At 63.1% G+C, this 23,978-nt stretch carries 18 protein-coding genes and 1 riboswitch; of the genes, 9 read left to right on the top strand and 9 right to left on the bottom strand.

What is annotated here, in order from left to right; all coding sequences use genetic code 11:
- Positions 1–184 precede the first annotated feature (184 nt).
- The gene (locus tag GYH29_RS14300; protein ID WP_043594381.1) at positions 185–985 is read left to right on the top strand and encodes a class I SAM-dependent methyltransferase; all 801 of its coding nucleotides are present in this window, start codon (positions 185–187) and stop codon (positions 983–985) included.
- A gap of 19 nt (positions 986–1,004) precedes the next feature.
- Here the strand turns inward: GYH29_RS14300 and GYH29_RS14295 are convergent, their stop codons facing one another.
- The 3 genes from GYH29_RS14295 to GYH29_RS14285 all read right to left on the bottom strand — a co-directional run bounded on the left by GYH29_RS14295 (position 1,005) and on the right by GYH29_RS14285 (position 3,777).
- Entirely contained in the window at positions 1,005–1,331 is a 327-nt protein-coding gene (locus tag GYH29_RS14295; protein ID WP_019103794.1) for a hypothetical protein, read from the bottom strand.
- 73 nt (positions 1,332–1,404) lie between these two features.
- On the bottom strand, positions 1,405–2,136 hold the full coding sequence (locus tag GYH29_RS14290) for a transglutaminase-like domain-containing protein (RefSeq protein WP_161523995.1): 732 nt from the start codon (positions 2,134–2,136) through the stop codon (positions 1,405–1,407).
- A gap of 300 nt (positions 2,137–2,436) precedes the next feature.
- Complete coding sequence (locus GYH29_RS14285) at positions 2,437–3,777, bottom strand: glutamine synthetase family protein (protein ID WP_019103796.1); 1,341 nt, start codon at positions 3,775–3,777, stop codon at positions 2,437–2,439.
- A gap of 403 nt (positions 3,778–4,180) precedes the next feature.
- On the opposite strand from GYH29_RS14285, the gene GYH29_RS14280 reads away from it, so the two are divergent.
- Together GYH29_RS14280 and GYH29_RS14275 are read left to right on the top strand one after the other, a co-directional pair.
- Positions 4,181–7,501, top strand: a complete 3,321-nt coding sequence (locus tag GYH29_RS14280; protein ID WP_161523994.1) for a DUF748 domain-containing protein — start codon at positions 4,181–4,183, stop codon at positions 7,499–7,501.
- Between the two features lie 241 nt (positions 7,502–7,742).
- Positions 7,743–10,601 (top strand): adenosylcobalamin-dependent ribonucleoside-diphosphate reductase, encoded by a 2,859-nt coding sequence (locus tag GYH29_RS14275; RefSeq protein WP_019103798.1) that lies wholly within the window; start codon positions 7,743–7,745, stop codon positions 10,599–10,601.
- Between the two features lie 69 nt (positions 10,602–10,670).
- On the opposite strand, the gene GYH29_RS14270 is transcribed toward GYH29_RS14275, so the two are convergent.
- The 3 genes from GYH29_RS14270 to GYH29_RS14260 form a co-directional block, all read right to left on the bottom strand.
- Entirely contained in the window at positions 10,671–11,531 is an 861-nt protein-coding gene (locus GYH29_RS14270) for a hypothetical protein (RefSeq protein ID WP_019103799.1), read from the bottom strand.
- Positions 11,532–11,798: 267 nt separating this feature from the next.
- Positions 11,799–12,821 carry a magnesium transporter gene (locus GYH29_RS14265; protein WP_081575549.1) on the bottom strand — a complete coding sequence of 341 codons (1,023 nt, stop codon included), beginning with the start codon at positions 12,819–12,821 and terminating at the stop codon, positions 11,799–11,801.
- An 82-nt stretch (positions 12,822–12,903) separates the two neighbouring features.
- A riboswitch (M-box (ykoK) riboswitch) is annotated at positions 12,904–13,077 on the bottom strand.
- Between the two features lie 548 nt (positions 13,078–13,625).
- On the bottom strand, positions 13,626–15,212 hold the full coding sequence (locus GYH29_RS14260; protein ID WP_043594387.1) for a methyl-accepting chemotaxis protein: 1,587 nt from the start codon (positions 15,210–15,212) through the stop codon (positions 13,626–13,628).
- 340 nt (positions 15,213–15,552) lie between these two features.
- Here GYH29_RS14260 and GYH29_RS14255 point away from each other — a divergent pair, with 340 nt between their 5' ends.
- Positions 15,553–16,758, top strand: a complete 1,206-nt coding sequence (locus tag GYH29_RS14255; RefSeq protein WP_043594390.1) for an EAL domain-containing response regulator — start codon at positions 15,553–15,555, stop codon at positions 16,756–16,758.
- Positions 16,759–16,767: 9 nt separating this feature from the next.
- On the opposite strand, the gene GYH29_RS14250 is transcribed toward GYH29_RS14255, so the two are convergent.
- Together GYH29_RS14250 and GYH29_RS14245 are read right to left on the bottom strand one after the other, a co-directional pair.
- Positions 16,768–17,967: an NnrS family protein gene (locus GYH29_RS14250; RefSeq protein WP_043594392.1), complete on the bottom strand. Its 1,200-nt coding sequence runs from the start codon at positions 17,965–17,967 to the stop codon at positions 16,768–16,770.
- A 97-nt stretch (positions 17,968–18,064) separates the two neighbouring features.
- Positions 18,065–19,393 carry a methyl-accepting chemotaxis protein gene (locus GYH29_RS14245; protein ID WP_161523993.1) on the bottom strand — a complete coding sequence of 443 codons (1,329 nt, stop codon included), beginning with the start codon at positions 19,391–19,393 and terminating at the stop codon, positions 18,065–18,067.
- A gap of 270 nt (positions 19,394–19,663) precedes the next feature.
- On the opposite strand from GYH29_RS14245, the gene GYH29_RS14240 reads away from it, so the two are divergent.
- Positions 19,664–20,368 carry a glutathione S-transferase N-terminal domain-containing protein gene (locus tag GYH29_RS14240; RefSeq protein ID WP_043594395.1) on the top strand — a complete coding sequence of 235 codons (705 nt, stop codon included), beginning with the start codon at positions 19,664–19,666 and terminating at the stop codon, positions 20,366–20,368.
- A 61-nt stretch (positions 20,369–20,429) separates the two neighbouring features.
- On the opposite strand, the gene flgA is transcribed toward GYH29_RS14240, so the two are convergent.
- The gene (flgA, locus tag GYH29_RS14235; protein WP_052052303.1) at positions 20,430–21,146 is read right to left on the bottom strand and encodes a flagellar basal body P-ring formation chaperone FlgA; all 717 of its coding nucleotides are present in this window, start codon (positions 21,144–21,146) and stop codon (positions 20,430–20,432) included.
- Between the two features lie 135 nt (positions 21,147–21,281).
- Here flgA and flgB point away from each other — a divergent pair, with 135 nt between their 5' ends.
- The 4 genes from flgB to GYH29_RS14215 are packed head-to-tail and all read left to right on the top strand — an operon-like array spanning position 21,282 to position 23,969.
- A complete protein-coding gene (gene flgB, locus GYH29_RS14230; RefSeq protein ID WP_043594397.1) occupies positions 21,282–21,641 on the top strand; it encodes a flagellar basal body rod protein FlgB in 360 nt (119 codons plus the stop codon).
- A gap of 3 nt (positions 21,642–21,644) precedes the next feature.
- Complete coding sequence (gene flgC, locus GYH29_RS14225; RefSeq protein WP_019102950.1) at positions 21,645–22,070, top strand: flagellar basal body rod protein FlgC; 426 nt, start codon at positions 21,645–21,647, stop codon at positions 22,068–22,070.
- A complete protein-coding gene (locus GYH29_RS14220) occupies positions 22,067–22,753 on the top strand; it encodes a flagellar hook capping FlgD N-terminal domain-containing protein (RefSeq protein WP_161523992.1) in 687 nt (228 codons plus the stop codon). The genes flgC and GYH29_RS14220 overlap by 4 nt, the downstream gene beginning before the upstream one ends.
- 37 nt (positions 22,754–22,790) lie before the next feature.
- Positions 22,791–23,969: a flagellar hook protein FlgE gene (locus GYH29_RS14215; protein WP_019102952.1), complete on the top strand. Its 1,179-nt coding sequence runs from the start codon at positions 22,791–22,793 to the stop codon at positions 23,967–23,969.
- Positions 23,970–23,978: the final 9 nt, after the last annotated feature.

The raw sequence follows: 23,978 nt of genomic DNA, 5'->3' as shown, positions 1-23,978 counted from the left end.
ATAGGAGCGCGCCGGAATGAAGCTGTAATGCCCGTCACTCGTTTGCCCAGCCTGGGCCGTTTGCCGCATTGCCGTTTCGTTTTGTCGTCCGCTTCGTCTTTGCCCCTTCGCGGGGCCGTCCGTTTCGCTATGGACGCGGCTTTGGCTGGGTGTCTCCTTCTCTCTGAACAGAACAGGACTCCCCATGCCGGTACATGCATCCCTCAATGTTTTTTCACATAACCAGGCCGCCTGGGACCGCCTGGCCGAGCAGGCCGGCCCGTGGTCGCAGCCGGTGGACGCCGCCGCCATCGCCGCGGCGCGCGCGGGCGATCATCAGGCGCGGCTGACGCCTGGCCCGCTGCCGGCCGGCTGGCTGGATCAGGCGGCTGGCTGGCGTATTCTGTGCCTGGCCAGCGGCGGCGGTCAGCAGGGTCCGTTATTGGCGGCGGCTGGGGCGGTGGTCACGGTGTTCGACGCCTCCGAGCAGCAATTGGAGCGTGACCGGCTGGTGGCGCGGCGCGAAGGGCTGACGCTGGCGACGGAACGGGGCGATATGCGCGACCTGTCGCGCTTCGCCGACGCCGGCTTCGACTGCGTGTTCCACCCGATTTCCAATCTCTACGTGCCGGACGTGCGTCCGGTGTGGCGCGAGTGCTTCCGGGTGTTGCGCCCGGGCGGACGCTTGCTGAGCAGCTTTTTCAACCCGGCGGCCTTCATCGGCGACCGCGATCCTGAGCTTGCGCGCCAGGGCCTGATCCGGCCGCGATATCCGGCGCCGTATTCCGATCTGCGCGATCTGGAGCCGGAAACGCTGGCGGCCAAGCGGGCCGGCGGCGAGGCGTTGGTGTTCGGCCATAGCCTGGCCGAGCTGATAGGCGGCCAGTTGGAGGCCGGCTTTTTGTTGGCGGGTTTCCACGAGGAGATGCAGCCGAATCCGCGCTTCGTCATCGACGGCTATCTGCCGGCCTTCATCGCCACATGGGCGAGCAAGCCGGGGGCTTGAACGCCGCTTGTGGCCGGCTTCAGTTGCGGCGCAGCTGGCAGGCCAGGCTGCGCGGTACCAGCAGTTTTTGCTCGTTCAGGATGTCGCTGCCGGGGAAGTAGCGGATTTCTCGGACATCGTCGTCCTCGCGCAGCAGGGTAATGTTCTTGGCGGCGGGGATGTTGACAACGACCTGGCCGGCTTGGTGGCAAACGATGTTATAGGCGTTGAAATCGCTGTCGCTCAGGTGCTCGCTGCTTTGGCGCGGCGGGTGGGACCGACGGTAGTCGTAGCGGCCGTCCGCCTGGCTGGCGGCGGGCAGGGCGAGCAGGGCGGCGAGCACCAGGGGAGTCAGGCGACGGATCATGGCGCGGTTCTGATTGTTAGGGAAGGGCCTCATCATAGAGGCGGCGTTGGCGACTTGTACAGCCCACCGGCGTTTATCCGGCGGGATGCAGCCGGCTGTTCAGATAGCGCTCGCCGCGGCGGCGCAGCGGCGGCGGCGCCAGTTTCAGCCATTGGTTGAAATGCAGACCCAGCAGGGTGTTGTTGCCGGCTTCTTCCTGCAGCGCGATGGCCAGGCTGTCGTAGACCGGGTCGTCGTCGTGAAGATCGTCGGCGCTGGCTTGGGAGAAACTGTCGGCGTCCGCGTTCCAACGGTAGTCCGCGCCCAGGCGCAGGCCGTAGCCGCGCGGCAGGCCGGAGGCGAGCAGGCGCGCGTATTGACGCTCGAAGCCGTCGGGATCGAACAGATAGCTGTCGCTGTGAAGCCATCGGCCGTCCAGCCGCGCTTGTACCAGGCCGTGGAACAGGTGTTCCGGCAGGCACAGGTAGACCGGGGCGGGCACGGCGTGGCGGAGGATGCGCTTGTCCAGCCGCACGAAGCGCAGCCGCGCTGGGATGCCGGCGGTGGTCAGCAGCGCGCGCAGCAAGTCGCCCTGAGCGTTGCAATGGCCGCGTCCCAAGGCCAGCGTGCGCTCCGGCGTGACGGTTTCAAACTGGCTGGTGAAGCCGAAGCGCACATGGCCGCGCACGAAGTCGTGCAAGGCGCGACAGTAGTCGCGGTCGTTGTCGGGGGAGGCGTCGCGCTGAACCTGGCGCAGGGCTTCGCTCAGGCTCAGCCCGGCGCGAGGCGCTGGGCGGACGGGGTCTGGCTGGTGGCTTGGGTGCATGGAATGCTCTATCGGCCTAGGTTAACCATATTGAATATTCTGGGCTGGGGATTGTCAATGCACAGTTTGATGACGCCGGGGCGGAAAAGCCGCCAGCCTGGAAGAGAGGCCGGCGGCGAGCGTTCTGCGCCTAAGAGTCTGTTCATAATCTGCTGCGCTTCGTGAGGCGTGACACGGTGAGTGCCGCTTCGAAATGCTCATGTACCATTTGACCATTCCGCTTTCTCAGCGGTTTTCGCCTTGTCTCGCCTTTGCTCGCGAGACTTTAGAACAGGCTCTAAGAAGCGTGCTAAGCGCCGATCAAACGTGCAGCAGCAGGAAGCGACGCTCCCACGGGCTGATCACGTCGAAGTACTCCCGGTACTCGGCTTCCTTGATGGCGCTGTAGGTGCGGATGAAGTGTTCGCCGAACAGATTGGTCAGCGGTTCGCACTTGAGCAGCATGTCGATGGCGTCGTCCAGGTGGCGCGGAAGTTGGTGAGGCTGCTCGTAGGCGCTGCCGGTCAGCGGTTCGGACGGCATCAAGCCCTGTTTCATGCCCAGGTAACCGCAAGCCAGGCTGGCGGCGATGGCCAGATAGGGGTTGACGTCGACGCCGGCCAGACGGTTTTCCACCCGCCGCGCCTGAGGGTCCGAGTGCGGCACGCGCAGGCCGCAGGTGCGGTTGTCGTAGCCCCAGGACAAGTTGATCGGCGCCGAGGTGTAGCGGCTCAGCCGGCGGTAGGAGTTCACATAGGGCGCGAAGAAGGGCATGGCCGGCGGTAGATAGTTTTGCAGACCGCCGATGAAATGGAAGAATTTCTGCGAGGGCTGGCCGTCCTTCAGGCTGAAGATGTTTTTTCCGCTGTCCTTGTCCACCACGCTCTGGTGCAGGTGCATGGCGCTGCCGGGCTGGCCCTGCATAGGCTTGGCCATGAAGGTGGCGTACATATTGTTGCGGATCGCCACTTCGCGCACGGTGCGCTTGAACAGGAAGACCTGGTCCGCCAGCGCCAGCGGGTCGCCGTGGTCCAGATTGATTTCCATCTGGGCGGTGCCCATTTCGTGGATCAGGGTGTCCAGCGCCAGGCCCTGGGCCTCGCACCAGTCGTACATTACGTCGAAGATGCCGTCGTATTCGTTGACGGCGTCGATGGAGAAACTCTGCATGCCCGCTTCGGTGCGTTTGGTGCGGCCTACCGGCGGGCGCAGCGGGATGTCTTCGTCCGGCTGGATTTCCACCAGATAGAACTCCATTTCCGGCGCCACCACGGCCTTGAGGCCTTCGTCTTCGTACAGTTTGAGGATGCGCTTGAGCACGTTGCGCGGCGCCAGGTCCACCGGGCGGCCGTCGAAGAAGGCGCAGTCGTGGATGATCTGGGCGGTGGGTTCCAGGTTCCACGGCACCGGGCGCAGGGTGCTGGCGTCCGGAATCAGCCGCATGTCGGGATCTGCGATGGAGGTGAAGTCCTGGTCCGGGTAGTCCCCGGTCACGGTCATGGAGAGCACTGCTTCCGGCAGGCGCAGGCCTTCGGCCGGATTGTATTTATGGCGCGGCACGATTTTGCCGCGGGCGAGCCCGGTCATGTCCGGGATCAGGCATTCCACTTCGGTGATGCGATTGTCGTCCAACCATTTGTTGATTTGTTCTGCGTTATTCATAAACCCTCTGTTGTCATGTGTGCGCGCCCGAGCTGCTGTCGCGCTGGGCGTCGTGCCGCAAGGTATGCGGCCGCTGCGCTTGTACTAAAAATAATCTACGGTCCAGTGTGCGGCAGCCGGGGCTGCGCGGGCAGGCGGGACGGGGCTGGAATCGGGCCCATTGATGGATCGGCAATCCGGGTGCTCCTCTCTGATTTGATAAAACGGCCAATGCCGTTTTGAATGGGATTGATCGTTCTTGGTTCGAAATGTTCAATATTTTGAACGAATGCATGCTAGTACCGGCGTGTGGACATTCGCAATGATTATTGACTGAATGTCGGCCAGCTGTTGGTTTGCGGCAACAGGGAAATCTGCCACGGGGACTGTTAAGACCTCTTTATGAGTATTAGAATTAGACGATATGGAAAACGATACCGAACAGATAAAACCCGCTTCAGATTCCAACTCGCCATTGCCGAGACCGCGCCGCCGCTGGCTGCGCTGGGCGGCGGTCCCCATTGTGTTGCTGGGCTTGCTCTGGGGATTCCTGGGCTGGCTGGCGCCGGGCATGATCAGCGACGCGGCCGCCAAATGGGCGCAGAGCATAGGCCGCACGCTGAGCATGGGCGAGGTGAAGATCACGCCTTGGGACATGTCTCTGGAGGTGAGGGATCTCAAGCTGAGCGAGGGCGACGGCCGGCCTCTGTTCGCGGTGAAGCGGGCGTATCTGAACCTGGACCCGTCCATGCTGTTGATCGGCCGCTGGCAGGCGCAGGAGTTTTCTCTGGATGAACCGCGACTGGCCTTGGCGCGCAACCGCGCCGGTCAGTGGAACTGGGCCAGTTTCGTCGCCGACGCCGCCGGGCCGGCCAAGCCCGAAGGCGGATCGGACAAGCTGCCGCGGCTGTTGATTAAGGCCTTGAACATCCGCAACGGCCAGGCGCAGTTGTCGGACCGGCTGGGCGGCGACGAGCGCTTTACCATGGTGCCGCTCAATCTATCGCTGGTGGACCTGTCCACGCTGCCGGAAAACGGCAGCTACACGATGCAGGCGGCTTTGACCGACGGCACCCGCTTCAACTGGAAGGGCAGCATCAATCTGCAGCCGCTGAAGTCCGACGGCGAGGCGCAGATGGCGGAGCTACCGCTGGCCTCGATCTGGCCTTATGTGCAGCCGCATTTCAACACCGCCGCGCCGGAAGGGCGCTTGTCGGTGTCGGCGCGCTACCATTTTGAGATGTCCGGCAAAACGCCGGAGCTGACGGTGTCGCCGTTCCGCGCCAGCCTGCTGCGTTTCGCGTTGAAAGCGCCGGGCGGCCGCAGCGAACTGACGATTCCGGAAGTCCGCGTCGAAGGCGGCGCGCTGGACTTGGCGCGTTCAATGTTGAAAGTGCAGTCCATCGAGCTGGACCAGGGGCTGGCGATGGCCGGGCGCGACAGCGACGGAACGGTGGATTGGCAGAAGGCGATTCCGGCCGCGCCGGCCGTCGCCAAGCCTCAGCCGGCGGAAGCGCCGCTGCCGTGGTTGGTGAACATCGAGGCGATCAAGCTGCGCAACTGGCGCGTGAGTTACGCTGATCAGGGTTTCCGCCAGCCGCTGGCGCTGGAGGCCAAGCTGCCGCTGTTGTCTGGCCGCTTCGCCTTGTCGCCGGACCATGGCTTCGCGCTGACGGGCATGCTGGCGCGGCTGGACGAGCTTAAGCTGGGCGCGCAAGGCGCGGAACCGGTTTTGAGCCTGGCCAGCGCGGAACTGGCGTCCAGCCAGTTGTTGCAACAAGGCCGCCGCATCGAGCCGGGCAAGCTGACGCTGAGCGGCCTTGAGGCCAAGGTGGAGCGCGACCGCGCCGGCCAGATCAATCTGGCCCGCTTGTTCGAGTCCGCCGGCCGTTCCAAACCGACCCCCGCTGCGGCGCGCGCCCAGGGGGAGACGGCGCCGGCCTGGAAATTCTCCTACCCGGAAATGGAGTTGCGGGACAGCCTGCTGAGCTGGACCGACCGCGGCCTGCCCAAGCCGGTGAATGCGGCCTTGTCCGGCCTGGGCGGCACCGTGGAGGTGGGCGACGGCCAGAAGCTGGCGGTGGACCTGGCCGGCAAGCTCAATGGCGGCAAGTTGGCGGCCAAGGCCGATATCGACGCCGCCGCCGGCGCGCTCAAGGGCAAGCTGCGCGCCGACGGGGTGCAACTGGCGCCGCTGGCGCCGTACGCCTTGAGCGGCACGCCGCTGCGTTTTGGCGGCGGCGCGCTGTCGGCGGATTTGAACTTGGATGTCGGCGTGCGCGGCTGGCGTGTCGGTGGCTCAGCCGGCGTGGCGCGGCTGGCGGTGTACGAGCCGGGCGAGAAATTGCCCTTGCTGGGCTGGCGCGACCTGCAAGTACGCGGCCTCAGCGCCCAAGGCATGCCGCTGAAAGTGGCGATTAACGATGTGCGGCTGCAAGCGCCGGCGGGGCGACTAGTGCTGGACGAGAAACGCGAGCTCAACGTGGCCCGGCTGTTTGCCGGCCAAGGGGGCGCCAAGCCGGCCGCGCCCAAGGCTAAGCCGGGGCCGCTGCCGTTGGTGGAGGTCAAGTCCATTCACGTGCAGGGCGGCCGGGTGCAGTTCGCCGACCACGGCATGAAACCGGACTTCGCCACCGATATGCACAATCTGCGAGGCTCCATCCAGAACCTGTCCACCCGCGCCAATCGGCGCGGCAACATCACGCTGGACGGCGATGTGGACCAGTTTGGCGACGTCAAGGTGCGCGGCGCGCTGTCGCCGCTGGCGCCCACCGACAACACCGACATCACGCTGGCCTTCCGCAATATATCCATGGGCACGCTGAACCCGTATTCGATGAACTTCGCCGGCTGGCAGGTCAAGGACGGCCGCTTGTCGGTGGATCTGCGCTACCTGCTGGAGCAACGCCAGCTCAAGGGCGAGAACCGGGTGGTGATTGATTCCCTGCAATTGGGCGACGAGCTGCCGGACAGCGAGTACAAGGGCCCGCGGCTGCCGTTGCGGCTGGCGGTGGCTATTTTGGAGGACAGCGATAAACGCATCGATCTGGACTTGCCGGTGGCCGGCAGCCTGGACGATCCGCAGTTCAGCTACGGCAAGATCATCTGGAAAGCCATCGTCAACGTGGTGACCAAGGTGGTGACCGCGCCGTTCCGCGCGCTGGGCGCCTTGCTGGGCGGCGAGGGTTTCGACGATATCCGCTTCGTGGCCGGCGAGGCCAATGTGACGCCGCCGGAGCGCGAGAAGCTGGTCAAAGTGGCCGGGCTGATGGTGAAGCGACCCAAGCTGATGCTGTCGATCAGCGGCGGCTACAATGCCAACGCGGACCGCAAGGAGATGGCGCGCGCGCAAACCGATCTGGCGATCTTCGCCGCCGCCGGTCATCAGCTGGGCGCCGGCGAGCCGCTGCCGCAGCCGGACATGCAGGACGGCGAAATCCTGTCCGCGGTGAAATCGGTGTACGGCAAGCAGATCGGCCGCTTCAAGCTGCTGGGCCACACGCTGAAGCCGGGCGGACCGTCCGGAGCGGCCTTGGGCAAGCTGCTGCGGGACGAGTTGATCGCCGCGCAGAACATCACCGATGCCAGCCTGCAGCAATTGGCCAAGCAACGCGCCGCCAATGCGCGCGCGGCTATGGTCAAGACCGATCCGGCGCTGCAGGAACGTATCCAGTTGGGCGAGCCGGTCAAGGTCTCCGCCGGCCGCGACGGCGTGCCGCTGGAGGTGAAACTGAAGACGCCGTGAGGCGACGGCCGCGCGTCGTGTTTTTGCCCATGACAATAGGGAAAAACGGCGGCGAGGTGGAATAGCGCTTGATATGTGTCAACGAACGGCGTAACTACATATAGTGTAATACGCCGTTTTTCTTTTCCAGATATTGCGTATTGGACGTGTCGAAACCTTTTGCGGCCCACACGGTCCATTGCATGCTGGAAGGGGGCCGCCCTGGCCGCCGCAGGCCGCAATTCAAGAGGAACCGGGAACCATGAAGCAGGAAAACATCGCCGCCATGACCGAGCAGGATATCTCCCGCGAGGTATTGCTGGAAAAATACGCCAAGAACGGCGAACAGAGCGTGAGCGAAGTGCGCCTGCGCGTGGCCAAGGCGCTGGCGGCGCTGGAAAGCGACCCGGCGCGTTTCGAGCCGCTATTCTATCAAGCGCTGGAAAACGGCTTTATTCCCGGCGGTCGCATCAATTCCGCCGCCGGCACCGATTTGCGCGCCACCTTGATCAATTGCTTTGTGCAGCCGGTGGGCGATTCAGTGTCCGAAACCGAAAACGGCAAGGTGGGCATTTACGAGGCGCTGCTGCAGGCCGCGGAAACCATGCGCCGCGGCGGCGGCGTCGGCTACAACTTCTCGCGCATCCGCCCCAAGGGCGCGCGGGTCAAGGGCACCAACAGCCGCGCGTCCGGCCCGGTGTCCTATATGCGGGTGTTCGACCGCAGCTGCGAGACGGTGGAGTCCGCCGGCGCGCGTCGCGGCGCGCAGATGGGGGTGCTGGATATTTCTCACCCGGACGTGGAGGAATTCATCCACGCCAAGGACCAGGGCGATTTGCGCAATTTCAACATCTCGGTGGGCGTGTCCGACGACTTCATGCGCGCCGTGGAAGCGGACGCCGCCTGGGAATTGACCCACGCGGTGGAGCCCTCGTCCGACGCCTTCCCCGGCAGCTACCAGCGCGAGGACGGCCTGTGGGTCTACCGCGCCGTGCCGGCGCGTGAACTGTGGCGGCAGATCATGGCCTCCACCTACGACCACGCCGAGCCGGGCGTGCTGTTCATGACCCGCATCAACCAGGACAACAATCTGTCCTATTGCGAGGTGATTGAATCCACCAACCCCTGCGGCGAGCAGCCGCTGCCGGATTACGGCTGCTGCGACCTGGGCTCCATCAATTTGTGCCGCCATGTGCGCCAGCCGTTTGGCGATAAGCCCAGCTTTGATTTCAAGAGCTTCGAGAAAGTGGTGCGCATGTCGGTGCGCATGCTGGACAATGTACTGGACTTGACCGTGTGGCCGCTGGAGGAGCAGCAGCGCGAGGCCCAGGCCAAGCGCCGCGTCGGCCTGGGCTTCACCGGCCTGGGCGACGCGCTGATCATGCTGAAGATACGCTATGACAGCGAGGAGGGCCGCCGCTTCGCCAGCCGCATTTCCGAGGCGATGCGCGACGCCGCCTACGACGCCTCCGTGGATCTCGCCATCGAGAAGGGCGGTTTCCCGCTGTTCGACGCCGACGCCTACCTGGCCGCGCCGCATTGCGCCAGCCGTTTGCCGGAGGCGATCAAGGCGCGCATCCGCAAGCACGGCATTCGCAACTCGCACCTCTTGTCCATCGCGCCCACCGGAACCATTTCGCTGGCCTTCGCAGACAACGCCTCCAACGGCATTGAGCCGCCGTTCTCCTGGTTCTACACCCGCAAGAAGCGCATGGCCGACGGCAGCCAGCAGGAATATCTGGTGGAAGACCACGCCTACCGCGTCTACCGGATGCAGGGCGGGGACACCAACGCCCTGCCGGACTACTTCGTCTCCGCGCTGGAAATGAGCGCGCTGGACCATATGCGCATGGTGGCGGCGGTGGCGCCCTATATCGACACCGCCATCTCCAAGACGGTGAACGTGCCGGGCGATTATCCGTTCGACGATTTCGAAAGCCTGTATCTGGAAGCCTGGCGCGCTGGACTGAAAGGGATTACCACCTACCGGCCCAACAGCGTGCTGGGGTCGGTGTTGTCGGTGGAGCCGGCCAAGCCCAGCGCCGCCACGCCGCAGGACTTGTCCGGCAGCGGCGACGGCGATCCGGACCGCCGCGTGGTGCTCAACACCGCGCCGACGCCGGCCTTGTCCAGCTTGAAGTGGCCTAACCGGCCCAAGCTGAAGGAAGGCAACCCGTCCTGGACCTTCATGGTGGAAGGGGACGCCGGAGACTTCGCCGTGGTGGTGGGTCATGTGGAGAACGGTCGAGTGTCGCCGTTTGAATGCTGGGTCAACGCTACCGAGGAACAGCGCGGGCTGGGCGCGGTGGCCAAGACCCTGTCCATGGACATGCGCTGCCGCGACCACGGCTGGCTGGCCGCCAAGCTGGACGCGCTGTCGCACACCAACGGCGACAAACGCTATGTGTTCGATCTGGGCGAGCGCACCGTTTACGCCACCTCGGCCTCGGCGGCCCTGGGCAAGGTGGTGCGCCACCGCGTTGAGCAACTAGGGGCGTTGCCGGCGGATCAAAACGAGCCGACGCCGGTGATGGACGCGCTGTTCGCGCGCAAGGAGCCTAAATCCGGAACCGACGGCACCATGAGCTGGTCGGTGGACGTCAGCAACCCGCAAACCGGCGACGACTTCGTGCTCTTCATTAAAGAACTGGTGCTGCCCAACGGCCAGCGCCGGCCGTATTCGATGTGGCTGGCCGGCGCTTATCCGCGAGAGCTGGACGGCTTGTGCAAGATGCTGAGCCTGGACATGCGGGTGATAGATCCGGCCTGGATCGGTCTCAAGCTGCGCAAGCTGCTGAGCTACGCTGAGCCGCAGGGCGATTTCTTCGCCCGCATTCCCGGGGCGGAGAAGTCGCAGAGCTGGCCGTCCACCGTCGCCTATCTGGCGCAGTTGATCATCCACCGCTACGCGATGCTGGGAGTGTTGACCGAGGAAGGCGTGCCGCTGGAAGAGATGGGGGTGATGGTGCCGGAGCAGAGCGATTTGTTCAGTCCGGAAGCCAGCGCCGCCTTGAAACAGGTGCCGGGCAAGCCCTGCCCGGAGTGCGGCAATCACGCCTTGATCAAGAAGGATGGCTGCGAGTTTTGCACCGCCTGCGGTCACGTAGGCGCTTGCGGTTGAGCTTTAGACGGGTTGATTGACGACAATGGCCCCGGCGTTTGCCGGGGCCATTGTCGTTTGGAGCAAGCGTCAATACAGCCCGTGTTGAACCGCCTTGCTCCGGCACAGCACATAGGGCAGGCCGTTGGGTTTTCCCGGGAAGGGATAGCTTTCCCCCACCTTGCTCAACATCGCCGCGCTGCTGCTTTTGCGCTGGGTTTTCTTGATCGCGCTCTTGATGGCGGCGGCGTCGCCGTCCACGAACAAGGCCAGGAAGCCGCCGTCCGCCTCGGACAACTGCGCAGAGCGAATCGGCAAATCGCCGTAGTCATAGCCGCTGGGCAAGGCCAGCTCATGTTCCCATACCTGGTTGGGCGTTGAGCCGGTGGCGGCGGCCAGCAGTTTGGCGACGCCGTTGTCACTCAGATTGAGATTGTGGCAGCTCAGCTGCGCCGCCAGGGCCTTGTTCTTGCCGGCGCCGGCTTGGGCGCCGCCGGCCGCCTTGGCCAGACGATAAACGCCGTCGAAGGGCACGTCGCCGAAGGCGCTGGCGCACCGGTCCATCTGCACTTGCACCGCGGAGGTCTGGGGCAGGATGTTCATCGTGCAGATGCCTTCGCTATAGCGCCACTGCCCGCCGTTGGCCTGTAACTGTCCGCTGCCGGAGCCGGAGCGCAGTTGGCCGGGTTTGCCTTTTTGCATGACTTCCAGTTCAAACTTGCCGTTGGGGCGGATGGTCAGCGTGCGCTCGAACTGTTTGTCGGAGCCGTCGTAGATGCCGGGAGCCATTGGGGCGGCGGCTCCGTCCGCGGCGGGGTCTTTTTGCAGAGCTTTCTTGATGCCGTCCTTGAGGATGGCGCCCAGGTCGAAGGTTTCGGCGTGGGCCGTCAGCGGCAGCGCGGCAGCCAGCGCCAGCGCGGCGGCGAAGCGTTTACGGTTTGAATGGGTCATGAAAGAGGCCGTTTAAGTGGCGTTGCTATGAAAGGAGGTGCCGGCGTATGCCTTGATTATTTAAATTTATCAGGACATTAGCATGGCGGGTCGCTGAAAACAACTTGGCGGCGGCGTGATAAAAACCAAGAAGAGGACAAACTGGCCTAAGCGCCTGTTCAAAAGTCCCATGCACATGTGGCGCGCGCCCGGCAAGTCCGCATCCAGGGATGGGCTTGGCGGGCGCGGCTTGCGGCGGCGCGCGATGGCGCGCCGGAAAGGGGGCGCTTAGGCCAGGTCGGAAATCACCAGCATGGCGATGTTGAAGTAAATCACCAGACCGGTGCCGTCGATGAAGGTGGCGATGAAGGGGGCCGACACCACAGCCGGGTCGATGCGCATTTTCTTCAGCAGCATTGGGATGATGGAGGACACGATGGCGCTCCAGATGGTGATGGCGATCAGCGTCAGACACACCACCAAGGCCACTTCGTCGCCCACGCCCAGCATCCAGGCCCGTATCCAGGCCACCACGCCGATGGCCAGCGCAATCATGAAGGATGTGGTCACCTCTTTGCGCAATACCGTGCCGATGTTGCGCAGGCTGACTTCGCCCATCGCCATCGCGCGCACCAGGGTGGAGGTGATCTGAGTGCCGCTGTTGCCGCCGGTGCCGATCAGCAGCGGAATGAAGAAGGCCAGCGCGATGGCGGCTTCCAGCTGCTCTTCAAACACTTTCAGGATAGTGCTGGTGTAGGCTTCCGCGAAGAACAGCAGCAGCAGCCAGGGCAGGCGCTTTTTCCACAGGCTCCACGGGGAGCTTTCCAGATAGGAGGTTTCCAGCGGCAGGCTGGCGCCCTGGCGTTGAGCGTCGTCGGTGCCTTCGTCGCGGATCAGTGCGGCGATTTCCTTTTCGTACAGGGCGCCCAGCAGTTTGCCGCCGCTGACAACCGGTGCGAGATCCACGCCCTTGTCTATCAGTTCTGGCACGATGTCGCGGCGCTGTTGATTAGGCTCGACGACAAAGGAGGTGGGGCCCATCAGCGCGGAAACCGGCAGAGTCAGGTCCGTTTCGGTCAGCAGGCGCTTGACCGATAGCTGACCATGCAGGAAGCGGCTGCCGTCGATGACGAAAATCTGGGCGGGAATGTCTTCGTCGCGCAGCTGTTTGAGCATGTGCTCGCGCGCTTCGCTGACTTTCATGTCGCGGCTGAGGGTGATCAGCGAGTCGCTCATGTAGGAGGCGACGGTTTCTTTCAGATTGACTTCGTTTGCCTGAGCGGTAGGCAGAGTAATGCTTGCAAAAGACATTTTGAGGTATTCCCCGTTAGCTGTTTTATAACCACAAACAGTTGTCACAATGGGGGCGGAAACCAGAAGAGAGAGTGCAGAAAAGCTATCTCCGCGTCTAAGTTTTGGCACTATGCAACGTATCCCAACTGCATGCGGGAAGTCACTTTGGGCTATACCTTAATCCGATAAAGCCTGTCCTAACCTTGGGCGTCTCTCGACGTCGTCAGATCAGTGACCTGTGTTTGCATAGGAGCCTCGCCGAACGAGACACTGCATCTGAGAGCCGTTGATTTTGCCCGGAGGCCGCGTTGCGGCGTGGGCTGGATCATGTGTGCGGCTCTGAATGGAAGGCCGGGCTTGCGGCCGGGCGGTTCCTGCGCCGGACTCGACGCCGCTCTAGCGGCGGTGCGTCGCGTTGGGCGCGGTTTTACTGGACGATCACCTCCTTGTTTTGTTTGGACTACGGTTTAGGACCTGTTCAACGTCCGCTGTGCTTTGGCGATGCGGCGTTGAAAGTCGATTTAGAATGTTCATATACCCTAATGTGCATTCCGTTTTTTCAGTTACAAGGCCTTGTCTCGCTCTTGCTCACGAAACTTTGAACAGGCTTTTAGGGAGCGCGGGCGGGCGGCATGGGCCGCCTGCCTGCGCCGTCTTCGTCGCGACGGGTGTCATGGTGCAGTGCAATAGAGTCGCGACGAATAACGGTTATGAAAGAATGGGTATCAAGTAGTTCCTTAATTTTTCACGGTTTGTGTAATAAAACTTGTTTGCATGGAAATTTTCCGTAAACATGCCATTCGGTCGCATGGTTGATGCCGGTCACATATGTTTTTCGAATTGGCTGACCAGGCGACGCAGATCGCTGGCGGTGGTGTGCAGCTTCTGCGCCACCTGCAGGGTGGCGGCGATGCTGTGGCTGTTCTGTTCGGTCAGCGTGCTCATGGTTTCCATGCTTTGGGCCACCTCGGTGGAGGCGGACGACTGCTGCCGCAGCATATTGGCCACGCTGGAGGAGGATTCCGCCACTTTTTCGTTGGCGTTGCGGATTGCTTCCAGCCCTTGGGCGGCCGCTTGTATGGTTTCCTCCGCGGTGTGGACTTTGTTCACCGCCGCCTTCACCTCCTCCAGCGCCTCCTGCGAGCGTTCGCGCAGGAAGGACACCGATTGTTCGATCTCCAGCGTGTTGCCGGCGGTGCGTTCCGCCAGTTTGCGAACTTCGTCGGCCACCACGGCGAAACCGCGGCCTTGCTCGCCGGCGCGCGCCGCTTCTATCGCCGCGTTCAAGGCCAATAGATTGGTTTGGTTGGCGATGTCCTTGATCACGCCGGTGACGGTATTGATCGATTCCACCGATTGCTCCAGCTTGATGATGATGTCGCGGGTGCAGGACACCTCGCTGACCACCGCCTGAGCCGCCTGACGGGTGTCGCTCATCTGGGCTTCGCCCTGGCTGGCCAGTTCGGTCGCCTGGTCTGCGAACTCGGCGCCGGTGCGGGTGGACTGCGAAATCTCGTTGACCGAAACGGACAGCTGCTGCAAGGCGGCCGCCACACGGGTGATGCCCTCCAAGGTGGTTTCGCCGCGGATGTTCAACGATTCGGCTTCGGCGTGGGTGGCGGTGGCGGCCTCGCTGACATCCTCCGCGCCGGCGACGACGTCGGCGAGAATGGCGCGCAAATGGATGCGCAGGGTTTCCATCTCCTCCAGCACTGCGCGGGGTTCGCGCGGGCCGGAGGCCGGTATCTGGGCGCTGAAGTCGCCCTCGGCCAACCGCATCAGCGCGCGCCGCGCCGCGTCTATCGGCCGCGCCAACCAGCGCCCGGCCAGATAAGAGGCGGTCAAGGCCCATGTCGCCGCCAGCGCCAGCAGCGTCAGGCGCAAGGCGCCGTCGCTAGCCGCGCCGCCCAGGATCAGCGCCGTAGCGGGCAATTGCGCGCACAGTAAAAGCCAGGCCGTTGCCGGAGGGGCGGCGTGACGGGTGTCCGGAAACGCTTGGCGGCGCTCGCGGACACGGGCATAAAGTTGTTCGGCGTCGGCGGTCTGCTGTTTGGACGGCGCGCTGCGCACCGACATATAACCCACCGGCCGGCCGCCTTCGCAGATCGGCGTGACGTAGGCTTCCACCCAGTAGAAATGCCCTTGCTTGGTGCGATTCTTGACCAGTCCCTTCCATGGGCGGCCCGACTTGATGGTGCTCCAAAGGTCGTCGAAGGCGGCTTGCGGCATGTCCGGGTGACGCACGATATTGTGCGGCTGCCCAATCAGTTCTTCTTCGCTGAAACCGCTGATGTCGATGAAGGCGCGATTGGCGTAAGTGATCTGGCCTTTTAGATCGGTCTTGGTGACGATGGGGCGGTGGGGTAGCAAGAACACCTCGGTGCCATCCACGGGAAGGTTGCTTCTCATTGCCGGATCTCCTGCTTGACTTTGCCGGAAAACGGCGCGGGAGGCGGATCGGCATAGCGGTCCGCCGGCGGCGCCGGTGGCGATCATTCAATTCGGGTCAATCCAGGCGAAATTTGTTGTTTACCGCGCTATTTGATTGATTGGGATGAAGTTTCGCCTCGGTGGCCCCCAATGGTGATATAGAACAAAAGCGCAGCGCCATGCGGCAAAGTTTGATGCGCTTTTGATAATAGTAAAAAATCGATGTCTGAAAATTTCACGGCAAATTCAGCATCTTCCTATTTCTTTAGTTTGAGCCGGCTGAGGAGAATAGCGCTCCAACTGGGACAGAGAACATGCCATGGAATCTATAAGCACCAAACCTGGCCCGGCGCCGATGCGGGTCTTGATCGTGGATGATCACGATGTGCAGCGCTGCGCCCTGAGCCAGGCTTTACGTCAAGTGGGAATCGAGCGCATCGATGAGGCGTGCGACGGCACCGGCGCGCTCGAACAGCTTAAGCTGCATCGCTATGATTTGATGATCAGCGATCTCAACATGCCGGGGATGGACGGCATCCTGCTGCTGCGCCATCTGGCCGGCTTGCAAGCGGTGCCGCCCATCGTGTTCAACAGTTCGCTGTCCAAGGACATGCTGATGGGTGCTTATCGCGTGGCGGCGTTTCACAATCTGCCGGTGATAGGCAGTTTGAACACGCCTTTGTCCATGGAACAGCTATGCAAGTTGTGGCAGACGGTGGCGCGACGGCCGGCGTGGGACGGCGCTACGTCGAGGTTTGACCGGCAGGAGTTGGAGCGGGCGCTGCGGCGTGGAGAAATCCTGCCCTGGTATCAGCCGCAGGCGGATCCGGGTTTGTTGAGAGTCATGGGAGTGGAGGCGCTAGCGCGCTGGCATCATCCCGAGTTGGGCCTGCTGGAGCCGTCTGCGTTCTTGCCCGGCCTTGAGCATTACGGCCTGGACGAGGACTTGTTCTTTGCCATCTTCCGCTCCGCGGCGGAGGATTATCGCCGTTGGAGCGGACAAGTGGCCTTGTCCGGTTTGAGGGTCTCGATCAACCTCACCGCCAGCCAGTTCTGTAACCCTGAACTACCGTCCAGCCTGGCTGAGGCGGCGGAAGAATTGGGCATGGCGCCGGCCTTGCTGACGCTGGAGCTGACTGAAACCCAGCGGCTCAAAAACATCTATCAGGCACTGGAAAACGTGATACGGCTGCGAATGGCCGGCTTTCGCGTTTCCTTGGATGATGTGGGCTGCGGTTACAACGGTTTGGAATACCTGCGCGAGCTGCCGGTAAGCGCGATCAAGATAGACCGCGCGCTGGTGGCCGGCGCCGCCGGCGATAGCGTGGCGAGAGAGATCCTCGAGTCCACCATCCGGCTGGCCAAGGATCGCAATATCCAAGTTGTGGCGGAAGGCATCGGAGAAGAGACGGATTTGCAGTTGATGCTGCGCCTGGGAGTGGATTATGTACAAGGCTATCTGCTGGGCTGGCCGATGCCGGCCGATGAAGTGCCGGAGTATTTGCGTCGGCGCGGACAAGGCTAGTTCAGAGGATCAACCCGGTTTGCCGTCGGCTCGCCGTCGCCAGTAGCTGGGCATGAAAGCGCGGCCCCAGGCCGCCAGCGTCAGCAGCCAGCCCATGGCCGCCGCCCCGTACAGCCAGCCGGACCAGACGCCGGGCAGCATTTCCGTGGCTACCCGAGTCAGCGCCAGCCAGTGTGCGGCCAGGTATAGTCGCCACAAGCCGGGGCCGGCTTGCAAAGGCTGGCCGGAGTGACCCAGCGTCACTCGCGACACAAAGGCGATCATCATGGTCAGGAAGAAGCCTACGGTGACGGCGTGCAGCGCCGCCAGCGCCAGACGCGGGGAAGCCAGCCAGCCGTTGAGCGCGTACAGGCCGAAACCGATTGGCAGCCAGGCGAAAGCCAGGTGCAGCATGCCCAGCAGCCGCACCCGCAGCGCGGCCGCCAGCCGCCAGCGCCAGCTGACATAGGCGAACAGTACGGCCAGCGCCGCGTCCAGCGGCCAACTGGGCAGGCTGAAACCGTCCAGCAGGCCATGGCCCAGCGAGCCGGTTAGCATGGCGGCCAGCAGCCAGCCCGGCCGCCAGGGCTGATACTGGGGCAGCGCGTTGGCTGAGAAGAACGGCAGCATGCGGTGGCAGACGGTCAGGAACACGGGCAATAGAAAGCCCCACAAGGCAAGGTTGCGCATCCACAGCCAGGCTTGGCCATCCTGAAAGATCAGCCAGTAAGTGCCGGCCAGCAGCGCCAGCACGCCGCAGAGTAGGGCGGCCAGCACCGCGCAGGCGTGACGGCGGTCCGGCTGCGGGCTAGCCAGCAGCAGGCAGGCGAAAGTCAGCGTTAGCCCGCTGAAACCCAGGGTGTACAGCGCGTGGCCGGTCAGCGTCCAGGCGATGCCCAGCCATAGTCCGGCCAGCCACAGCAGCAGTCCGGTCACCATCAACGCCGGCACGCCGACAAAGATGAGGCGGCCAGGAGGTTCCACGCCCAGCCAGCGCGGGCCGGCTGTGAATAGAAAGCCGGTCATGAACAGTGGGAAGAAACCGAACAGCATCAGGAAACCGTGGGCAAGCGAAGAGGGCACCGCCAGCGCGGCGTGGACGCCGAGCAAGCGGCTGGCGAGTTCGGCGCTCCAGGCGGCCAGCAGCAGAATGGCGAACAGCATGCCGGGCAGGAAGGCGGCGCGATGCGGCGCCTGAGCCAGCATCGCCGCGGGGTGGGGGTGTTTCATCGCGGACTCGGGAAAGGTGTGGGCGTCTCAGTATCGCCGCGCCGGGGCCGGCGCGGACATGATTTGGATCAAGGCTTTCCTAGCCCGCCGACGTGGTTCAAGCGCGTTGCTGCAATAGCTCCGACACGTCGCGCACCACTTGCACCACTTCCTTGGCGCCGGCGCGGATCTCGGCGATGGAGTCGCGCGCCTGCTCGGACAGTTGCAAACTGGTGTCGGCCAGGCCGCGCACCTGCTGCATCGAAGAGATGGCGGACTTGGAGTCTTCCTGGATGCTGCGCACGATGCCGGAAATCTCGCCGGTGGACTGGCTGGTGCGTTCGGCCAGCTTGCGCACCTCATCGGCCACCACCGCGAAGCCGCGGCCCATCTCGCCTGCGCGAGCCGCCTCGATCGCCGCGTTGAGCGCCAGCAGATTGGTCTGGTCGGCGATCTCGCTGATGGTGCTGATGATGGTGCCGATCTGACCGGAGCTGTCGCCCAGCTTGGTGATGATGATGGAGGAGCTTTCCACGCTGGACGCCACCTTGGTGATTTCGCTTGCGGCCTGTTCCAGCACCGCGCTGCCCTTGACCGACAGCTGCTCGGTATTGACCGAGACTTCCACCGCCGACTGGGCGTTTTCCGCCTGGGTCTGCAATTGCTGCACCCGGCGGCTGATGTCCTGGGCGAACTTGACCACCCGCACCGGCTTGCCGTTCAGGTCGTACACTGGGTTGTAGGTGGCTTCCAGCCAGATGGTTTGCCCGTTCTTGCTCAGGCGCTTGAACTGGCCCTGGAAAAACTTGCCCTGGCGCAACTGGCGCCAGAACTCCGCGTAGTCTGGGCTGGCGGCGTAGTCGGCCTCGCAGAGCATGCGGTGATGCTTGCCGCGGATTTCGGCCAGGGTATAACCGAAGGTGTTGAGGAAGTTTTCGTTGGCGTCCTGGATATTGCCGTCCAGATCGAATTCGATCTGCGCCATCGAGCGGCTGATCGCCAGGCGGATGGCCTGATCGCTCTGCTCCTGATGCACTTGCTCGGAGATGTCGGATGCCACCTTGACCACGCCGCAGACCTGGCCGTCGCTGGACAGTACCGGGGTGTAACTGGCTTCCAGCCAGATTTCATCGCCGTTCTTGGCGTAGCGGCTGAAGCGGCCGTTGACCGGCTCGCCGCGCTTCAGTTTTTGCCAGAACTCGGCGTAGGCGGCGCTGGAAACATGGTTTTTATCGCAGAAGATGCGGTGATGCTTGCCGATGACTTCTTCGCGCCGGTAGCCCATGGTGCGTAGGAAGTTTTCATTGACGTTGGTGACGATGCCGTCGGGAGTGAACTGTATCATCGCCATCGAGCGGTCGATGGCGGACAGCATGCCGCGCAGGCCGTCCAATTGGCCGGTCAGCTCGTTGAGCTGTTCCTTGAGTTTTCCGGAAAAAAAGGGCATGGCTGCCTCCATTGTAATTGCCATCCAGGAGTGCCAGTGGAGCACGCCAACCTCATTTCAAACTAATACATTCCACATCATTTAGAAGGGAAATTTATTTTTGAATGAATGTCTTATTGCTGGGCGGCGTTGGCCATGGGCACGGCTTAACAGTGTATCCAGCTATTACGTCAATAACATCTCGCCATTGATTGGCGGCTGATTTAAGACAAATGCAAAAACCGGGCTTATCATGGTCGCGCAACCCACCCGCAAACTCATGGAGCGCTTATGAGTGATCTATCCGCCTTTCCCATTACCCGCAAATGGCCCGCGCAATATCCGGATCGCATCCAACTGTATTCGCTGACCACGCCCAACGGGGTCAAGGCGTCCATCATGCTGGAAGAAACCGGTCTGCCGTACGAGGCGCACCTGGTCAGCTTCGACAGCAACGATCAGTTGTCGCCGGAATTCCTGTCGCTGAACCCCAATAACAAGATTCCCGCCATTCTCGATCCGTCCGGCCCAGGCGGCAAGCCGCTGGCCTTGTTCGAATCCGGCGCCATCCTGTTGTATCTGGCGGAGAAAAGCGGCCGGCTGTTGCCGTCCGATCCCGCTGCGCGCTACGAGGCCATACAGTGGCTGATGTTCCAGATGGGCGGCATTGGTCCGATGTTCGGTCAGGTGGGCTTCTTCCATAAGTTCGCCGGCAAGGATTACGAAGACAAACGCCCGCGCGACCGTTACGTGAACGAGGCACGCCGCCTGCTGGCGGTGCTGGATCAACGCTTGAGCGGCCGCCAGTGGGTGATGGGCGAGGAGTACGGCATCGCCGACATCGCCATCTTCCCCTGGGTGCGCAATCTGATTGGTTTTTACGAGGCCGGAGCATTGGTGTCGATTGCGGACTTCCCGCAGGTAACGCGCGTACTGGAAGCCTTTCTGGCGCGGCCGGCGGTGCGGCGCGGGCTGACGATTCCTGCAAGATCGTAAGCCGTTTCCAGGGGTGTTCGCCCTCGCAAGAAAAAGCCCCTGTTTGGGGCTTTTTGCGTATTTAGTCCACCGGGTTGACCTCGCCCGGCTGGCTGGCGCGGGCGCGGATCACCTTGCCGGTGGCGCTGTTGCGCACGCGGATGATTTCGCCCTGGCGGCCGTTGCCCAGCGCCTCGCCGGCGGCGACTACCTCGATGCCGCTATGGCGCGCCACGATGCGCACTTCCTCGCCGCGCTTGACCAGCAGGCTGGCTTCCAGCGCCTTGAGCCGCAGCGGCTGGCCCTGGCGCAGCGCGGTGCGGTTGCTTAAGCCCTCCAGCTTGGTCTTGGCGCCTACCATGTCGGCAGGGTCCAGCACCGGGCGCTCCTGCCATTCTAAATCGCCTGCGTCCAGCAGGCTGCGCGCCGGGATGTCGCGCGCCGCCACCGCCACGCGGGCGCTGATGTCTGCGCGGACGATGAATTCCGCGTCCCAGCCGGCGGCGTCGCAGCGCGCCTGCAGCCGCATGCGGCTGGGCGCGCGTTCATCCAGCGCGGCGACGCGCACCGGTTCGGGGCAGGGCGGGGCGTTGAAGCCGCGCGGCGGCAGCGCTTTGATGTTGACGCGGGCCGCTTCCAGGCCGGCTTTTTCCAGTTTTTTCAGCAGCAGCGCGCGCGCGGTCTGCTCCACTGCGGCGGCGGCCGGATAGGGGGTTGCCAGCGCCGGAACGCTGGACAGAATGAGCAGCGCAGCCAATAGCGGCGCGGCTTGATGCCGATAGGGTGTGAAAATTCCCATTAAAGATGACTTGGTAATTATCCCGTATACGCGAGAGGGTGCGGTTATTAGTATCGCTTTTCAATCGAGCGGCCATTTAATGTGAATTAGATAGCCGATGTTTAAACATGGTAGAGAACCGCATGGGTCTAGGCAATGGGTTTCCACCTTGATAAGGCATTGAGCGTCCACCCTGCTGCCTTGCAGTTAAGGGCGGAGCGTACCCGCATTCTGGCGTCCAACATCGCCAACGAGAACACGCCCGGCTATCAGGCGCGAGACATCGACTTCAAAACAGCCTTGGCCGCTTCGGCGGACGACGCGGCGTTTCCGCTGGATTCGCCGTCCGGTGAATTGCAATACCGGCTGCCCAACCATCCCGCGCGCGACGGCAATACCGTGGAGCTGGGCGTGGAGCAGGCCGAGTTCGCGCAGAACGTTTCCGAATTCCAGACCAGCCTCGCCTTCCTGAACATGAAGTTCCGCGGGCTGGCCAAAGTGATAGCAGGTCAGTAAGCCATGTCCTTTCGCGATATTTCCCGCATCGCCGGCTCCGCCATGACGGCGCAGACGGTGCGTCTCAACACGGTGGCCAGCAACCTGGCCAACGCAGACACCGCCGCCGGCAGCGAGCAGGCCGCATATCGTTCCCGCAAGCCGGTGTTCGCCACTCAGTACCGCGGCGGCGACGGCTTCGACGGCTGGCGAGGCGCCAGCGTGGGGGTGTTGGACGTGGTGCAGAACCAGGAGCCGGTGCGCAAGGCGCACGAGCCGGGCAATCCGCTGGCCGACGCCGACGGCAATGTTTTCTATTCCAATGTGAACGCGGTGGAGGAGATGACCGACATGCTGTCGGCCTCTCGCGCGTTCCAGACCAATGTGGAAGTGCTGGCCCGAGTCAAGGGCATGCAGCAGGATCTGCTGAAACTGGGAGACAACGCATGAGCGTGAACGCCGCGCAAAACGGACAGCAGAGCCAATCCGCCGCCTCCAACGGCGCCAATCCTCCGGGCGTGGCGCCGGCCGCCGGGCAAAACCCCGGCATGGACGATATGTTCATGAAGCTGCTGCTGGCTCAGATTCAGAACCAGAACCCGCTGGACCCCACCGACGCTTCGCAATTCGTCAGCCAACTGGCGCAGATGAGCCAGATGAAGAGCTCCGCCGACATGCTCAAGCAATTGCAGGGCAACGCGCTGATGTTGCGCGAGCTGCAGGGCGTGTCGCTGGGCTCGCAAGTGGGGCGCCAGGTGCTGGTGCAGGCTGATCAGGCGCACCTGAGCGGCAAGGACGCCTTGTCCGGCCGCGTGACCCTGTCCGGCGAAGAACAGCAGGTGTCGCTGGTGCTGACCGACGCCAGCGGCAAGGAGACCGTGATCGAGCTGGGCAAGCGCCCAGCCGGCGAGTTCGATTTCAACGTGGACCCAAGCAAGCACGGCCTGGTGGAAGGCGATTACAAGCTGGAAGTGCGTACCGCGTCCAAGTCCAAGGCCGGGCTTGAAATGCAGGCTACCGTGTCCGGCGTGCGCCTGCCCATCAACGGCGGCGAGCCTACGCTGACGCTGGCCGGCCTGGGCGAGTTCCCCGTTTCCGCCATTACTCGTTTGCTGGGCAAGACCCAGGCCTGAAGCGCCGATTCAAGACACCTAAAACTTTGGAGCGACCATGAGTTTCGACATTGCTTTGTCCGGCATCAACGCCGTCAACAACCAACTGGGCAATATCAGTAACAACATCGCCAACACCGGCACCTACGGCTTCAAGTCCAGCCGCACCAGTTTTTCCGCGGCCTACGCCGGCGCGCAGCCGATGGGGGTGGAAGTGGTCGGCCACAGTCAAAACATGGCGCGCAACGGCAACACCGTGCGCACCGGCCGCCCGTTGGACGCCGCCATCGACGGCCGCGGCTTCTTCGTCAGCCGCGACCTGAACGGCGGCATGGCTTATTCGCGAGTCGGCATCTTCACCGCGGACAAGGATGGTTACCTGGTGGATGGATTCAACCGTCGCGTGCAGGGCTACGGCAAGGCCGACGGCAACGCGCTGGGCGCCTTTGGCGACATCAAGATCCCCAACGGCAACATACCGGCCAAGGCCAGCGACAAGCTGCAATACGTCGGTAATATGTCGGCCGGTTGGAGTGTGCAGACCATGCCGTTCGACAAGTCGCAGAACACCTTCAACAGTTCGGCGGTGTCCACGGTTTACGACTCCCTGGGCAACAAGCTCAACCTGACCCAGTACTTTTGCAAGACCGGGCCGAACACCATCACCGTGCACTACACGCTGGACGGCAAGGATCAGCCCACCACTGCAACGCTCACATTCGACACCGACGGCAAGCTGACCAGCCCCACCGCGCCGGTGGCGCTGAACCTGGGCACGCCTCCCGGCGCATCCCCGCTGGCAGTGAACCTCGATTACACCGGCACCACCCAGTTTGCCGGCGAAAGTAGCCAGACCCTGAACGCCAGCAACGGCTACGCGTCCGGCTCGATGACCGGCACCAGCCTGAACGACAACGGCGACGTGGTGGCGGCTTACAGCAACGGCCAGAAGCAGGTAGTGGGCACCTTGGCCATCGCCAACTTCCCTAACGAATCCGCGCTGCAAGCCACCTCGCAGACCAGCTGGGTGGAAACCGCCGGCTCCGGCACCGCGGTGTACTCGCGTCCGGGCGCAGGCCTGTCCGGCAATTTGCTGGCCTTCACCCTGGAGCAGTCCAATGTGGACATGACCTCCGAACTGGTGGACCTGATGACCGCGCAACGCAATTACCAGGCTAATACCAAGGTGATTTCCACCGAAAACCAAACCATCCAGGCGCTGATGCAGGCGGTGTAAGGCGGAGCA

Source organism: Chromobacterium haemolyticum, from assembly GCF_009936155.1.
GTDB classification, from domain to species: domain Bacteria; phylum Pseudomonadota; class Gammaproteobacteria; order Burkholderiales; family Chromobacteriaceae; genus Chromobacterium; species Chromobacterium haemolyticum.
The sequence above is the reverse complement of the archived record's forward strand: the minus strand, read 5'-3'. Positions and strand labels throughout refer to the sequence as shown.

Bases quoted from the DNA above. Each gene is read 5' to 3' on its own strand.
- GYH29_RS14255 (WP_043594390.1), top strand. From the start codon at position 15,553: ATGGAATCTATAAGCACCAAACCTGGCCCGGCGCCGATGCGGGTCTTG.
- GYH29_RS14240 (WP_043594395.1), top strand. From the start codon at position 19,664: ATGAGTGATCTATCCGCCTTTCCCATTACCCGCAAATGGCCCGCGCAA.
- GYH29_RS14220 (WP_161523992.1), top strand. From the start codon at position 22,067: ATGAGCGTGAACGCCGCGCAAAACGGACAGCAGAGCCAATCCGCCGCC.
- GYH29_RS14285 (WP_019103796.1), bottom strand. From the start codon at position 3,777: ATGAATAACGCAGAACAAATCAACAAATGGTTGGACGACAATCGCATC.
- GYH29_RS14300 (WP_043594381.1), top strand. From the start codon at position 185: ATGCCGGTACATGCATCCCTCAATGTTTTTTCACATAACCAGGCCGCC.
- flgC (WP_019102950.1), top strand. From the start codon at position 21,645: ATGTCCTTTCGCGATATTTCCCGCATCGCCGGCTCCGCCATGACGGCG.
- GYH29_RS14270 (WP_019103799.1), bottom strand. From the start codon at position 11,531: ATGACCCATTCAAACCGTAAACGCTTCGCCGCCGCGCTGGCGCTGGCT.
- GYH29_RS14245 (WP_161523993.1), bottom strand. From the start codon at position 19,393: ATGCCCTTTTTTTCCGGAAAACTCAAGGAACAGCTCAACGAGCTGACC.
- GYH29_RS14275 (WP_019103798.1), top strand. From the start codon at position 7,743: ATGAAGCAGGAAAACATCGCCGCCATGACCGAGCAGGATATCTCCCGC.
- GYH29_RS14260 (WP_043594387.1), bottom strand. From the start codon at position 15,212: ATGAGAAGCAACCTTCCCGTGGATGGCACCGAGGTGTTCTTGCTACCC.
- GYH29_RS14295 (WP_019103794.1), bottom strand. From the start codon at position 1,331: ATGATCCGTCGCCTGACTCCCCTGGTGCTCGCCGCCCTGCTCGCCCTG.
- flgB (WP_043594397.1), top strand. From the start codon at position 21,282: ATGGGTTTCCACCTTGATAAGGCATTGAGCGTCCACCCTGCTGCCTTG.
- GYH29_RS14215 (WP_019102952.1), top strand. From the start codon at position 22,791: ATGAGTTTCGACATTGCTTTGTCCGGCATCAACGCCGTCAACAACCAA.
- GYH29_RS14280 (WP_161523994.1), top strand. From the start codon at position 4,181: ATGGAAAACGATACCGAACAGATAAAACCCGCTTCAGATTCCAACTCG.
- GYH29_RS14250 (WP_043594392.1), bottom strand. From the start codon at position 17,967: ATGAAACACCCCCACCCCGCGGCGATGCTGGCTCAGGCGCCGCATCGC.
- flgA (WP_052052303.1), bottom strand. From the start codon at position 21,146: ATGGGAATTTTCACACCCTATCGGCATCAAGCCGCGCCGCTATTGGCT.
- GYH29_RS14265 (WP_081575549.1), bottom strand. From the start codon at position 12,821: ATGTCTTTTGCAAGCATTACTCTGCCTACCGCTCAGGCAAACGAAGTC.
- GYH29_RS14290 (WP_161523995.1), bottom strand. From the start codon at position 2,136: ATGCACCCAAGCCACCAGCCAGACCCCGTCCGCCCAGCGCCTCGCGCC.